13 protein-coding genes and 1 other RNA gene are annotated in these 12777 nt (G+C 65.1%); 8 read left to right on the top strand and 6 right to left on the bottom strand.

Annotation, left to right across the window (positions count from 1 at the left end):
• Nucleotides 1–270: 270 nt before the first annotated feature.
• The 3 genes from FG93_RS07195 to FG93_RS07205 are packed head-to-tail and all read right to left on the bottom strand — an operon-like array spanning nt 271 to nt 2065.
• Nucleotides 271–795: a dihydrofolate reductase gene (locus FG93_RS07195; RefSeq protein WP_043233308.1), complete on the bottom strand. Its 525-nt coding sequence runs from the start codon at nt 793–795 to the stop codon at nt 271–273.
• Nucleotides 792–1274 (bottom strand): GNAT family N-acetyltransferase, encoded by a 483-nt coding sequence (locus tag FG93_RS07200; RefSeq protein ID WP_043233309.1) that lies wholly within the window; start codon nt 1272–1274, stop codon nt 792–794. Before FG93_RS07200 ends, FG93_RS07195 begins: the two co-directional genes overlap by 4 nt.
• On the bottom strand, nt 1271–2065 hold the full coding sequence (locus tag FG93_RS07205) for a thymidylate synthase (protein WP_043233310.1): 795 nt from the start codon (nt 2063–2065) through the stop codon (nt 1271–1273). Before FG93_RS07205 ends, FG93_RS07200 begins: the two co-directional genes overlap by 4 nt.
• Before the next feature lie 189 nt (nt 2066–2254).
• On the opposite strand from FG93_RS07205, the gene FG93_RS07210 reads away from it, so the two are divergent.
• The 6 genes from FG93_RS07210 to FG93_RS07230 all read left to right on the top strand — a co-directional run bounded on the left by FG93_RS07210 (nt 2255) and on the right by FG93_RS07230 (nt 5483).
• The gene (locus FG93_RS07210; RefSeq protein WP_081881364.1) at nt 2255–2560 is read left to right on the top strand and encodes a PepSY domain-containing protein; all 306 of its coding nucleotides are present in this window, start codon (nt 2255–2257) and stop codon (nt 2558–2560) included.
• A gap of 36 nt (nt 2561–2596) precedes the next feature.
• Nucleotides 2597–2959: a transfer-messenger RNA gene (ssrA, locus tag FG93_RS31700) on the top strand.
• Nucleotides 2960–3021: 62 nt separating this feature from the next.
• Complete coding sequence (locus FG93_RS07215; protein WP_043233313.1) at nt 3022–3636, top strand: SspB family protein; 615 nt, start codon at nt 3022–3024, stop codon at nt 3634–3636.
• 9 nt (nt 3637–3645) lie between these two features.
• Nucleotides 3646–5040 (top strand): class II fumarate hydratase, encoded by a 1395-nt coding sequence (fumC, locus tag FG93_RS07220; protein ID WP_043233314.1) that lies wholly within the window; start codon nt 3646–3648, stop codon nt 5038–5040.
• A gap of 15 nt (nt 5041–5055) precedes the next feature.
• The gene (locus FG93_RS07225; RefSeq protein WP_043233316.1) at nt 5056–5262 is read left to right on the top strand and encodes a DUF4169 family protein; all 207 of its coding nucleotides are present in this window, start codon (nt 5056–5058) and stop codon (nt 5260–5262) included.
• Nucleotides 5259–5483, top strand: coding sequence for a ribbon-helix-helix domain-containing protein (locus FG93_RS07230; RefSeq protein ID WP_043233318.1), 225 nt, complete (start codon nt 5259–5261; stop codon nt 5481–5483). Before FG93_RS07225 ends, FG93_RS07230 begins: the two co-directional genes overlap by 4 nt.
• A 102-nt stretch (nt 5484–5585) precedes the next feature.
• On the opposite strand, the gene FG93_RS07235 is transcribed toward FG93_RS07230, so the two are convergent.
• Complete coding sequence (locus tag FG93_RS07235; RefSeq protein ID WP_043233319.1) at nt 5586–9191, bottom strand: AsmA family protein; 3606 nt, start codon at nt 9189–9191, stop codon at nt 5586–5588.
• 106 nt (nt 9192–9297) lie between these two features.
• Nucleotides 9298–10731, bottom strand: coding sequence for an FAD-binding oxidoreductase (locus tag FG93_RS07240; RefSeq protein ID WP_043233320.1), 1434 nt, complete (start codon nt 10729–10731; stop codon nt 9298–9300).
• Nucleotides 10732–10980: 249 nt separating this feature from the next.
• On the opposite strand from FG93_RS07240, the gene FG93_RS07245 reads away from it, so the two are divergent.
• Together FG93_RS07245 and FG93_RS07250 are read left to right on the top strand one after the other, a co-directional pair.
• Complete coding sequence (locus FG93_RS07245; protein WP_043233321.1) at nt 10981–11541, top strand: thioesterase family protein; 561 nt, start codon at nt 10981–10983, stop codon at nt 11539–11541.
• Nucleotides 11542–11632: 91 nt separating this feature from the next.
• Nucleotides 11633–11911: a DUF427 domain-containing protein gene (locus tag FG93_RS07250; protein ID WP_043233323.1), complete on the top strand. Its 279-nt coding sequence runs from the start codon at nt 11633–11635 to the stop codon at nt 11909–11911.
• A gap of 38 nt (nt 11912–11949) precedes the next feature.
• On the opposite strand, the gene FG93_RS07255 is transcribed toward FG93_RS07250, so the two are convergent.
• Nucleotides 11950–12750 (bottom strand): potassium channel family protein, encoded by an 801-nt coding sequence (locus tag FG93_RS07255; RefSeq protein WP_043233324.1) that lies wholly within the window; start codon nt 12748–12750, stop codon nt 11950–11952.
• Nucleotides 12751–12777 lie beyond the last annotated feature (27 nt).

Here is a 12777-nt window from a genome sequence, read left to right on the forward strand (position 1 = left end):
CCCCCCCCCCCCCCCCCCGGGCCCCCCCCCCCGGGGGCCCCCGCCCCCCCCCCCCCCGCGCTGCCCCCAGGGTCCTCCCCCGCCGCCACCGCTACCGCCGCTCTGGTTGCTCCAAGGCATACTCGTGCCGTTCCTCACATCTGTACCACACGTGCCATAGGCGAACGGCGGCTGTTTGTCAGCGCCCTTAGGGAACGCGTGTCCGTGACTTGGTCATCGGACACGGATTCGTCAACGACGCAAGCCCTTCATCGTCAACGGAAACCGCGTTCAGGCCCGGCGGCGAAAGGTCGCGAAGGTGAAAGCATGCTCGTCATCGGCACTGCGAGGGTGGTTCTCCTGCTTCACGCGCTCGAACGCCGCCCTGTCCCAGGCCGGAAAATGAGCATCGCCTTCGGGCTCCACATGAACCTGGGTCAGTTCAATCCGGTCAGCCAGCGGCAAGGCCTGGGCGTAGATCTCGGCGCCCCCCGCAACTGCGACCGAATCCGCGCCCATCGCGAGGCCGAGCCGCTGGCCGGCCGCGATCGCCTCGTCGAGGCCGTGGGCAACATGCACGCCTTCGGCACGAAAACCGGGATCGCGGGTCAAGACGATCGTCTCGCGACCCGGCAACGGCTTCCCGATTGAGAGAAAGGTCTTGCGCCCCATCAGCACCGGCCGCCCGAGCGTAAGGCCACGAAAATGCCTGAGGTCCGTCTTCAGCCGCCAGATCAGGCGATTATCGTCGCCGATCACGCCATTATCGGCGACGGCGGCGATGACGACGATGGGAAGGGCCGGGTGTCCACTCACGCGCTCTCCCCCAGCCGCCGCAGCGCCTCGCCGTCCAGGCGCTTGACCGTCCACTCCGACTGCGCATTGGCGCCGAGCGAGCGGTAGAACACGCGCGAGGGCTCGTTCCAGTTCAGCACCCACCAGGCGAGGCGCGGCAGACCTTCGTCGATACAGCGCTTCGCCAGCCCTGCAATCAGGGCCTTGCCGATTCCCTTGCCGCGAAATTCGGGCCGGACATAGAGATCTTCCAGCCAGATGCCATGGCGGCCCGAGAAGGTCGAATAGGTATAGAACCAGACGGCGAACCCTGCAGGTGCTCCATCCCATTCGGCGATATCGCAGGAGACCTTGGGATCTGGCCCGAACAGGGCCTGTGCGAGTTGACCTTCGTTGGCTGTAACCTCGTGCAGAAGCTCTTCGAATTCGGCGAGCTCCCTGATGAAGGTCAGGACGAGGCCGGCCTCGTCGGGTCGGGCGGGACGAATGGTGAGGGTCATACTGCGATTGGCGCCTTGATACCGGGATGGGGATCGTAGGCTTCGATCATCACATCCTCGAAACGGAAATCCTCGAGCCGCGCCACCGTCGGATTGAGCGTCAGGCGCGGCAGCGCACGCGGCTCGCGGCTGAGTTGCAGCCGGGCCTGGTCGAGATGGTTCACATAGAGATGCGTATCGCCGAAGGAGTGCACGAACTCGCCTGCGCCCAGCCCTGTCACCTGGGCGACCATATGGGTCAGCAGCGCGTAGCTTGCGATATTGAACGGCACACCGAGGAAGACGTCGGCCGAGCGCTGGTAGAGCTGGCAGGAGAGCTTGCCGTCCGCGACGAAGAACTGGAACAGGCAGTGGCAGGGCGCCAGCGCCATCTTCGGGATATCGGCCGGATTCCAGGCCGAGACGATCAACCGGCGCGAATCGGGATTACGCCGGATTTCGTTCACCAGCCAGGCGATCTGGTCGATGGTGCTGCCGTCTGGCGCCGGCCAGGAGCGCCATTGCCGTCCATAGACCGGACCGAGATCGCCGTTGGCATCGGCCCATTCATCCCAGATGGTGACGCCGTTCTCTTGCAGGTAGCGCACATTGGTGTCACCGCGCAGGAACCAGATCAGCTCGTGGATGATCGATTTCAGATGTAGCTTCTTGGTCGTGACCAGGGGAAACCCCTGCGCGAGGTCAAAACGCATCTGATGGCCGAACACGGCAAGCGTGCCGGTGCCGGTACGATCGTCCTTGCGGACCCCCTCGCTCAGGACGCGTTGCAATAGCTCGTGATACTGGCGCATGACGATGCTTCTAGCCGGATTCGCGCGCCATTCCCAAGAGCCGGAATCGCATCGTCCAGAGCCATCGCATTGCGATGAGCGCATGCGCTCACGGCAATGCGATAGGCCGCAAGGAAGCGCCTCACGCCAGCCGAAACAAAGCCATGATTGAGCCGCTCCTTCCCTGCGCTCAGGCTAAGGAGAATCACAATGTCGTTTCGCAGCACAATGTGGATCCTGCCGATCGCCACCCTGCTCTCCTTCCCTGCCGTGGCAACCAACACCCTGCCGCCCCCCGCTCCGAACACTCGGGACATCTCGATCGCGGAAGCCCGCCGGATCGCTTTCGACAACGGCATGGCCTGGATCGAGGACATCGAGCTTCATGGCGGTCGCTGGGAGCTCGGCGGCGCCGACAATAACGGCGCCGAAATTGCGATCGATGTCAGCGTCCGTGACGGCAGGGTGCTCAGGATCGTCCGGGATGAGCCCAATCTCGATATCCCGTCCCGTTGAGAGCCGGCGAAATTGCTTCGGATGGAGTGACAATGGTCTCTTTCCCCGCGCGCTCCGAGTGCCTATATTCGGGTTGCCACTCGCAAGAGCGGCTATGGCGATAAACGAACGTCGAAATAAGCCTTTCGGACCCGGGGGCGGTACCCGGCGCCTCCACCAGAGCCCGTACGCGATTCGCGAGACGGGTTCCGGCGGGGGCGAAATAGGATCGACGAGGGTGTAAAGGTCGTTCTTTTGCTCGGCATGGTTCCGCCGTTATCGGGCCATTGCATAGTTGCCAACGACAACAATGCTCGGGTTGCCGTCGCCGCGTAAGCGGTGCTGGTTCCCAAACCAAAGCCCTTGCGCTTAGCCGCGTAAGGCGGGGCTCGGAGGCGCCTGGCAACAGAAGCCTCCACTTTTTTATGCGAGGGCCGGCGACTTTCTGCCTTGCTCGGAAGCGGACACGGATAGTCGATACGATGGTACAGGATATTCTTCGCTACGATCTCATGGTGCAGGACGCGCTGAAGGGTGTCGTACGGAAGATCCTGGCCGAGGCGAGCCGCGACGGCCTGCCGGGCGAACATCATTTCTACATCACGTTCCGGACAACGGCCCCCGGCGTGCGCCTCTCGCAGCGCCTGCGCGAAAAGCACCCCGACGAGATGACCGTCGTGCTCCAGCATCAGTTCTGGGACCTCAACGTCAGTGACCACGCCTTCGAGGTTGGTCTCTCGTTCTCAGGCGTGCCCGAAAGGTTGCTGGTCCCCTTTGATTCGATCACCACCTTCTTCGATCCCTCGGTTCAGTTCGGCCTGAAGTTCGAAACCCAGGAGGCCCCCGAAGAAGCCTCCACGAGCGATCAGACCGCGGGAGCCGCAAGGGCGCCACGTGGAGCGGGGTCCGAGCCCAGCGTGGCCGCCCCGACACCGCTTGCCCTCCCGGTAAAGCCGCAATCCGCAAGTGCCGCTGCGAAGAACAAGGCGGCCGCCGATGACGAAGTGGACCCGGCGAAGCCGGACGCCGGCGCGGATGGTGACGAGAGTGGCGGCGCTCAGGTCGTCAGCCTCGATTCCTTCCGCAAGAAGACCTGATCAGAGCCTATGCCGGACACCCGCACAGAGACTGACTCCTTCGGCCCCATCGCCGTTCCCGCAGATCGCTACTGGGGCGCCCAGACCCAGCGTTCGCTCGAGAATTTCCGCATTGGCGGACCGAGCGAGCGCATGCCGCTCCCGCTGATCCATGCATTGGTGCTGGTCAAGAAGGCAGCCGCACACGTCAATGCTCGGCTGGGATTGATCGACCAGCGTGTCGCCGGCGCCATTGGCCAGGCGGCGGATGAAGCATTGGGCGGGCGGTTTGACGACCACTTCCCGCTCGTCGTCTGGCAGACCGGCTCCGGTACCCAGACCAACATGAACGTCAATGAGGTCCTCTCCAACCGCGCCAACGAGATTCTCGACGCCGGCCTCGGTGCGAAGAGCCCGGTTCACCCCAATGACCAGGTCAACCGCGGCCAGTCATCGAATGACTGCTTCCCCACCGCGATGCATATTGCCGCGGCGCTCGAGATTTCGCGCCTGCTGCTTCCTTCCCTGCGCAAGCTCGAACAGGCCCTGCAGGACAAGGCGCAGCGCTTCGCCTCGCTGATCAAGATCGGCCGGACGCATCTCCAGGACGCAACGCCGGTCACGCTCGGTCAGGAGTTTTCGGGCTACGCCACACAGATCCATCTCGGCATCGGACGGATCGAGGCCTCGCTCGGCGGGCTGCATGCGCTCGCCCAGGGCGGCACGGCGGTCGGCACCGGCATCAACACCCATCGCGACTTCGCCGCCTTCTTTGCCAAGGAAATGGCGGGGCTCACCGGCCTGCCCTTCCGCCCCGCCGCCAATGCCTTCGAGGCGTTGGCGAGCCATGGCGCGCTGAGCGCCGCCCATGGCGCGCTCGCCGCGCTTGCCATGGATCTGTTCAAGATCGCCAATGACATTCGGCTGATGGGCTCGGGCCCACGCTCGGGTCTCGGCGAGATCAGCCTGCCCGAGAACGAGCCCGGTTCGTCGATCATGCCCGGCAAGGTCAATCCGACCCAGGCCGAAGCATTGACCATGGTGGCCACGCAGGTTCACGGCAACCAGGCGACGATCGGCTTCGCCGCAAGCCAGGGCCATTTCGAACTGAACGTCTTCAAGCCGGTGATAGCAGCCGCCTTCCTGCAGTCGGTCAGGCTGCTTGCCGACGCCGCCGAGAGCTTCCGTGTCCACTGTATCGATGGGATCGTCGCCAACGAGGGCCGCCTCGCCGAGTTGCTGTCACGCTCGCTGATGTTGGTCACGGCACTGGCTCCGGCCATCGGCTACGACAAGGCTGCCAACATCGCCAAGGCCGCCCATCACAATGGCACGACCCTGCGCGAGGAAGCATTGAGGGCCGGCGTCGATGCCGAGTTGTTCGACAGCACGGTCCGGCCTGAGCGTATGCTCGGCCCGTCCTGAGCAAGGCCGGGCGGAATGGCAGAGATCATCAATCTCCGGCGCGCCCGCAAACAGCGCCAACGCGTAGCGACCGAAACCAAGGCCGACCAGAACCGTATCGACTTCGGCCGGAGCAAGGCCGAGCGCAGCTTGACTGAAGCGCGGCGCGAGAAGGCAACCCGCGAACTCGACGGGCACAAGCTTACTCCCCCGCCCGATGACAAGGGCGAGAACCCGCGGTGAGCCGCGAGCGCAAACATTCTCTCGCCATTGCCGGGCACCGCACCAGCGTATCGCTCGAGGAACCATTCTGGGCGGCACTGAAGGTGATCGCGGCACAAGAGCGCCGCACACTTGCTGCACTCGTCGCCGATGTCGATTCCCACCGCGGCGAGGCCAATCTCTCCTCGGCACTGCGCCTGCATGTGCTGGCGCATTACCAGCGCCTTGCGGGACGAGGCTGACGGGCATCACCGGCAGAGCCGAATCCCTTCAGTTTCAAGACCCTGCACAGGCGCGCTGATTCAAGCTGACAAGAACCTGAATCAAAATGCGAAGATCTTGAATCAGTCGGGGTGCGGACTCCGCGACAGCGGGCGCGGCACGGGCTCGATCTGCAGCGGCGGCCTCAGCGGTGGAGCGGGTATCACGGGTCGCAAAGTCTGCTCCGGAAAGTTCTCGCGCGGCGCGCCGGGCAGGATCAGCGGACCGCCTTGATGCTGAGGTTGAGCTGCACGCGTCGCTGCAGCGCGCGCCTCGGCCTCCGCTCGACGCCTCGCCTCGTCCGCCCGCCTGACCTCTTCGGCCCGGCGCTGCTCATCGAGACGCTGCGCCTCCAGAGCACGCCTTGCCTCTTCCTGGGCGCGCGCCTCCGCGGCGCGGCGCTCCTCTTCTGCACGCTTTTCCTCGGCGAGGCGGCGCTCTTCCTCCGCCTTCAGGAAATCCGCGAGCTTGCGTTCGTTCTCACGCATCTCACGCTCGGCGCGCAGGCGGCGTGCATGCATAGCGCGCTCGCGCGCATCCGCCTCGAAGGCCTCGACCCGCTCCATCTCGCGCGCCAGTGCTCGCGCTGCCACGGCATTCGCGAAAGCTCCGACATCGGTCTCGCGCCGCAGTCCCGATAGCGGCCCGCGCCAGGCCACGCCAAGTGCGGGCGTCGCCATCGACCACCCCTTGGGCATTGAGCCGAGCGGGCGCAGTCCCAACCTCAGATCCGCCGTCAATGCCCGGAGATCGACCACTCCGCTTGCCTCTGCCCGGAGGCCCGCACGCTCGATCGTCAACGGTGCGAGCCGCACGAGACCACCGGCCAGCGTGAAGGGCAGCGCGACATCGCCGAGAGGCCATGAGCCCCGGTCGAGCGCATCCGCCAGCCGGCTCTGCAAACGGCCGGTCTCGCTTTCGGATGCATCCTCTCCGGTCGCGGCGATGACGCGGGCATAGCCACCGGGATCAAACCGGGCGAGGCTCGCGCCTGCGATGCTGAAGGTACCGGCTCCCCCCAACCCCGCAACCAGCCGCGCGGGGCTCTCTCCGGAACCGCCTCCCTCCACTTGTCCCGACAGCTTCCCGGCAAGGCCATTGCCCGTGAGCATGGCGAGATCGAGCTGCGACAGCGCGATCCGGCCGGAGAGCTGCGCAAGCCCGCCTTCACGCCGTGCCGTTACCCGCCCCGAGACCTTACCGCCGGCATAGCTTCCAGAGAGTGCCTCGATCAGGATTTCGCTGGAGCTGGCATGCAGGGCGAAGGCCGCATCGTTCAGAGCGATATCGTCACTGACGAGCAGGGATTTGGCTTCAACTGACAAGCTGATCTCGCCAAGGCCCGACGCCGTGCCGAAACGGGCGGCCGACCAGTTGCTGCCCGGAGACGCCGCTGCGGTTCCCAGGACCGAGCCGATCACGGTCCGCAGATCGGCACGTGGCAGCATGAGCTTGCCGGAGATTGGCCCCTCCCTCGGCAACGCCAGCGCTCCCTGCGCGCTGCTTCCGCCAAGATTGGCGACGAGACCATCGAGGGCGACCTGGTCGGTGGCGAAACGAACCATGCCATGCGCGTCCAGCACAACATCGGGCAAGGCGCGCGCCAGCCCCTCGGGCAGGATCTGGCCGGGACGATCCGCTTGCACCGTCAGGCGCGGCGCAGCCGCGCCTGACTCGCCGTCGACCACGATCGACAGCCCCGGCCCTGCCAGCGAGCCGCTGAGACGCCCCTGCTCGCGATCAAGAACGAGGCGGCCCGGTCCATCCTGCATCGGTGCCGGCAGGCCCAGCGCCGCGAAGAGCTGTCGACGATCCGCAAGATCAAAGCGCAGATTGGCGCTGGTCCATGCTCCGCTCCGGTCCAACCGCGCATTCAGGGCCAGCGTTCCGGCCTGGGCGTCACCTTCCAGCAGCAAGGCCGTGTCGCCGGTAACCGTGCGCGTCAGGCGGTAGCTTGCATCCAGCCGCGAGAGCCCGTCACCAGCGCGCGCGAGTGATTGGCGGAGCTCCTCTGGCAGAAGTGGCCCGGCAAGGGCCGCAAGCGCCTCGAAGCGCGGCGCACGAATGCGGCCGGAGATTTCGCCACCCTCCGGCAGCAGCGCGCCGGCACCATTGACTGAAATCCCGCCAAACCCGTCGACGGCAAGCCGGTTGAGCCGCCAGTTGCTGCCTTCGCGCGCGAGGGCGAGCCGGGCGGAACCGGGCGCTGCATTGCGGAAACGGGCTCCGCTCAGAGAAAGGTCGAGCGCCAGGTCGCGCGTCCCGATCAGCCCGGCAAAACTCCCGCCCGCTGGCAGGGTATTGAGATCGAGGCCCTGCAGCGCGAGCTTTGCGGCCAGCCGATCCGCAGCAATCTCTCCGGATCCGTCCAGTCTGAAACCGGAGGCCCCGGCAATGGTCAGGCGCTCGAAGCGCAGCTGTTCCGAGCCCCAATCGCCAACGGCTTCCGCATCGATCTGCTTCAGGTCGGCGATCAGGTCGGCGAGGGCCGCATCAAGCCCGGCCCGCGCCAGCGCCAGCCCGACGCGGCGCGCGTCATCCGCCTTGAGGTTGAGCTTGCCGCGAAACCCCGCGGGGTCGACAGCGCCCGTCGCCCCAATCAGGGCGCCTGCGACGCGAACCGAGGCCGAAGCATTGGCGAGCCCGACCTCGTTCAACCGCCCGCGCACGGCGACAGCCGAGAAATCCTCGCCTCGCCACGCGAGTTGATCGAGATCAAGGCTGAGATCGAGCGCGCCGGGAAGCCCGCGCAAGGCCCGCGCAAAACCAGCGCGTTCGCCAAGAGCCGTAGCCAACGCATCGCCATCCACGCGCCGCGCCCGCAAGGCAACCGAGCCTGTGCCTTGCATGGGCTGGAACTGCCCCTCGCCCTCCAGTCGGGCGACGCCGCCGGCAAGATCGACCGTCAGCCCGCTCAGGTCGAACAGGTGGCTGCCGCCGCTCACCCGGCCCGAGAGGCTGACTGCTCCCCCCGGCGCGGCCGTGAACAAACCGTCCAGCCCAGGTGTGACGCCGCCCTTCTCTGTCGGCAGCAGGAAGGCGCCGTCAAAGCTGAGCTGGCCCTCCTGCCCCGTCACGGTAACCTTGGCGCGCAGGCGACCATCCGGCTCGATCGTTCCGGTCGCAAGACGCAACGAAGAGCCGCCGACTTCGCCCTCCATGCGCCATGGGCCGGCAAGACTGACCGCGGTGAGCTCCGCGGCGATCGGCGACAACGTGACGGGTTCCTTGCCCGTCTCCCGCCAGATCAGCGCCGAGCGGCGGATGCTGAAATGGTCGAGGCTGGTCTGCACCGGCAGACCCGCGCCAATCGGGCGAGGCAGCAGCACCGCACCCGCCTCGTTGGCGACAAGCGAGAGCGTTGCGCCTTCGACATCGGCATCGGAGAAACGGAACTCGCCACGTGCAAGCGCGGTCAGCGCAAGCTCGACCGTGAGATGCTCGATCGTCGCGTGGCTCGCCTGTCCGCCCTGATCGCCGATGCGGACATCGGCCAGGGTCAGCCGCGGCGATGGCAGCAACCTCAGGCCGATTCCACCGGCAACGCGCGTCTCCGCGCCGAGCGTAGCGCTCAGGCGCTCCTCGATCTGCGGTCGATACAGTCGCCAATCGACAAAGCCTGGTCCGATCAACGCGGCCAGCAATGCCAGCACCAGAAGACCGGCCAGGACGGTCAGGGTCTCACGCACCTTCCAGCATCATCCCTCTTATCGGCGGTTATGCGATCTTGCCGCCAGGTCGCGGCGAGATCACGACATTCCAGTTCCCGATACCGCCGCGCAAGCTGTCTGGATGTCACAAGACGAGGATTTTGCCCGGATTGAGAATGTTCTGCGGATCGAGCGAGCGCTTGAGCAGGCGCATGACATCCAGCGTCGCCGGGCCGTGCTCGATCTCGAGATACTTGATCTTCTTCTGCCCGACGCCATGCTCGCCTGTGCAAGTGCCGCCCATGGCGAGTGCGCGCTTCACCAGCCGGTCGATGAAACCGCGGCAGCGCTCCATCTCGTCCTCATCGGCGAGATCGACGAGCGGCTGGGTATGGAAATTGCCGTCGCCGACATGACCGGCGATCGGAGCGATCAAACCGCTGGCCTCGATGTCACGCTTGGTTTCCTCGACGCATTCGGCGAGCTGAGAGATCGGCACGCAGACATCGGTCGCCACCGATTCAACGCCCGGCCGCAATGCGCGGGCGGCCCAGTAGGCGTCGTGGCGAGCCTGCCAGAGCTTCGTCCGGTCCTCGGCCTTGGTCGCCCAGTCGAACGGTCCACCGCCGAAATCGGCAGCAATATCGCCGAAGCGCTCCGCCTGCTCCTTCACGCCCGCTTCCGTGCCGTGGAACTCGACGAAAAGCATTGTCGTCTCCGGCAAGCCGAGCTTGGAATGCAGATTCACGCCGCGGATCATCACATCGTCGACCAATTCGATGCGCGCGACAGGCAGACCGGACTGGATCGTCACGATGGTCGCGTCGCAGGCTGCCTTCACCGAAGGGAATGGGCAGACGCCAGCCGAAATCGCCTCCGGGATGCCATGCAGCTTGAGTGTGATTTGCGTGATGATGCCGAGCGTACCCTCCGAGCCGACGAGCAGGCGGGTGAGATCATAGCCGGCGGAGGTCTTCCGCGCCCGGCTGGATGTCTTCACGACCGAGCCGTCTGCCATCACCGCAGTCAGGGAGAGGACATTGTCCTTCATCGTGCCGTAGCGCACCGCATTGGTGCCCGAGGCGCGCGTCGCCGCCATGCCGCCGATGGACGCGTCCGCGCCGGGATCGATCGGGAAGAACAGCCCCTGGTCGCGCAGGTGCTCGTTGAGTTCCTTGCGGGTCACGCCGGCTTCGACGACGCAATCGAGATCCTCGGCATGGACGGCAATGATGCGCTTCATCTGGCTGAGATCGACGCAGACGCCCCCAAAGGGCGCGTTGACATGGCCTTCGAGCGAGGTGCCCGTGCCGAATGCGATGACCGGGACGCCATGGCTCGCGCAGAGCTTGACGATCTCCGACACCTCTTCGGTGCTCTGCGGATAGACGACCGCATCGGGCGGCTGGTTCGGAATCCAGGTCAGCGTGTGGCCATGCTGTTCCCGTACCGCCTGGCTCGTCACCAGCCGATTGCCGAAGCTGGCGGCGAGTGCCCGGGTCACCGCCTCGATCGCAGCCAGCGACGGCGGCAGGGTTGCGGCTGAGGCGGCATGAGAAGCAGTTGCAAAAAGGCTCATTGTCTTTTTCCGGGCTTGGCGCTTAACTTGGAACTGGTCGGCTTCTGAAGCGGTTGAATCTGACAAGGCAGACCCTAGCGGCAGCAGGCGTGTTTGTCCTGCGTGTCGCTGCCGGCAGCAAGATCGCCGGGCGCATGGGAGGCGGTGCATCAGGCAGGGCAAGGCTCGTCCGGCGGCGTCTTCAAGACGATGGTAGCGTGTCAGTGGAGTTCCGTTCCGCCGCACGCGAAAACTCTGCGGGAGGCGGCCATGAAAGACGAGATCCGCGCTCCGGCGCTGTTCTTCTCCCCCTTCGTATCATCCGCAATGCGGGTCGAAACGCCATGGATCGACTATAATGGCCATCTCAACATGGCCTATTATCACGTGCTGTTCGATCGGGCAGTCGACGAGGTCTTCTCGCTCGTCGGCCTGAATCAGGACTATGTCGACACGCGCAACGCGTCCTATTTCGCGGCCGAATGCCACATCCTCTACAAGCGCGAATTGACCGAGGACGATCTCGTGCGGGTCACCGCGCAACTGATCGCCTTCGACGAAAAGCGCCTGCACTACTATCTCGAAATGCGGCATGCGAGCGAAGGCTGGCTCGCGGCGACAAGTGAAAACCTCTCGCTGCATGTCGACATGGCGACCCGCAAGGTCTCGCCGTTTCCGCCCGATATCCTGGCCAATCTCGCCCTGATGAAAGCGGCGCATTGTCGCATGCCGCTGCCGGCCACGATCGGGCGCATCATCGGCATGCCGAAGAAGACAACGATCACGGTCGAGGACCTGCACGACGAGCGTGAGCTCGAAACGCGCCACTGACAACGCAGAGCCGGCGGTGGCAACTTGCTCCTGTCATTGGGCCTGAGGCCGCCCCATCTTCGACGATCAGCGCCGGTCGAAAGGAGCGGAGATGGTCAAGGCAACCTGGAACGGCGCCGTTCTGGCGGAATCCGACAAGACGGTCGTGGTCGAAGGCAACCACTATTTTCCACGCAGCGCGATCCGTCCTGAATTCTTCAAGCCAAGCGACACGACCTCGATCTGTCCGTGGAAGGGCACGGCCAATCATTCGATCGTCGTTGGTGGCGCTGAGAACAGGGACGCCGCCTGGTACTATGCCGAGCCGAAGGCCGCTGCCGCCGAGATCAAGGACCGCATCGCCTTCTGGAAGGGCGTCGAGATTTCCTGATCAGTCCAAGATTTCCTGATCAGTCCGGGATTTCCTGATCAGTCATTGTGATCGGGGATCTTCAGGACATGCCCGCAGGCCTTGCAATGCACTGCGTCCGGCTCGTGCCGCTGCAGCGCGCATTGCGGGCAGGGAAAGGTGACCTTGTTGGGCCGGAAGATCGCTTGCGCCAGGCGCACGAACAGCGAGATCCCGACGATCATCACCACGATCGAGGTCAGCTTGCCGGCGGTGCCGGGCAAGGTGATGTCGCCGAAGCCGGTCGTCGTCACAGTCGCGACCGTGAAATAGAAGGCGTCGACATAGCCCGCGAAGCCCGCCGTCTCGCGAAAGAAGAAGGTGTAGATGAAGCCGGTCACCACGAACAGGAAGGTCACGATATTGACCAGCGCCCGCGCCGCGCTCTCCCATTCGGAATAGCCCGCGGCGCGCAGCCGCTCCCAGATCAGCCCGCGCTGTGACAGCGACCAGAGCCGCAGGATGCGCAGGAAGCCGAAGTTTTCCAGCCATTGCGGCGCCAGCAGCGTCGCCAGGATGAAGAGGTCGAGCAGCATGCTCGGCTGGCGCAGCAGGCGCGGAATGTTCGAGGAGGCCAGCATCCGCGCGCCGATCTCGATGACCATGATCACTGCCACCGCGTAATCGAGCCAATAGAAGAGCGGACGTTCACGGATCAGCGGTGTCGCGATGAAAAAGGCGATGATCAGCAGATCGACAACCGCCATCGCAAGCTGAAAGCGCACCGCCTCGGGCGAGCGACCATGGTAGAGCTGGCGCAGGTCGCCCCGCAGCCGTTCGACCTGCCCTTGCCTGCGACCGGACGTCGTATTCTCAGCCATTCCATGGCGTTACAGGCCAAAGGATGG

This window comes from Allobosea sp. LC85, assembly GCF_000735605.1.
Classification (GTDB): Bacteria; Pseudomonadota; Alphaproteobacteria; order Rhizobiales; family Beijerinckiaceae; genus Allobosea.

Coding starts and splice junctions, on each gene's coding strand:
- FG93_RS07200 (WP_043233309.1), bottom strand. CDS start 1,274: ATGACCCTCACCATTCGTCCCGCCCGACCCGACGAGGCCGGCCTCGTC.
- FG93_RS07205 (WP_043233310.1), bottom strand. CDS start 2,065: ATGCGCCAGTATCACGAGCTATTGCAACGCGTCCTGAGCGAGGGGGTC.
- FG93_RS07210 (WP_081881364.1), top strand. CDS start 2,255: ATGTCGTTTCGCAGCACAATGTGGATCCTGCCGATCGCCACCCTGCTC.
- FG93_RS07215 (WP_043233313.1), top strand. CDS start 3,022: ATGGTACAGGATATTCTTCGCTACGATCTCATGGTGCAGGACGCGCTG.
- fumC (WP_043233314.1), top strand. CDS start 3,646: ATGCCGGACACCCGCACAGAGACTGACTCCTTCGGCCCCATCGCCGTT.
- FG93_RS07225 (WP_043233316.1), top strand. CDS start 5,056: ATGGCAGAGATCATCAATCTCCGGCGCGCCCGCAAACAGCGCCAACGC.
- FG93_RS07240 (WP_043233320.1), bottom strand. CDS start 10,731: ATGAGCCTTTTTGCAACTGCTTCTCATGCCGCCTCAGCCGCAACCCTG.
- FG93_RS07245 (WP_043233321.1), top strand. CDS start 10,981: ATGAAAGACGAGATCCGCGCTCCGGCGCTGTTCTTCTCCCCCTTCGTA.
- FG93_RS07250 (WP_043233323.1), top strand. CDS start 11,633: ATGGTCAAGGCAACCTGGAACGGCGCCGTTCTGGCGGAATCCGACAAG.
- FG93_RS07255 (WP_043233324.1), bottom strand. CDS start 12,750: ATGGCTGAGAATACGACGTCCGGTCGCAGGCAAGGGCAGGTCGAACGG.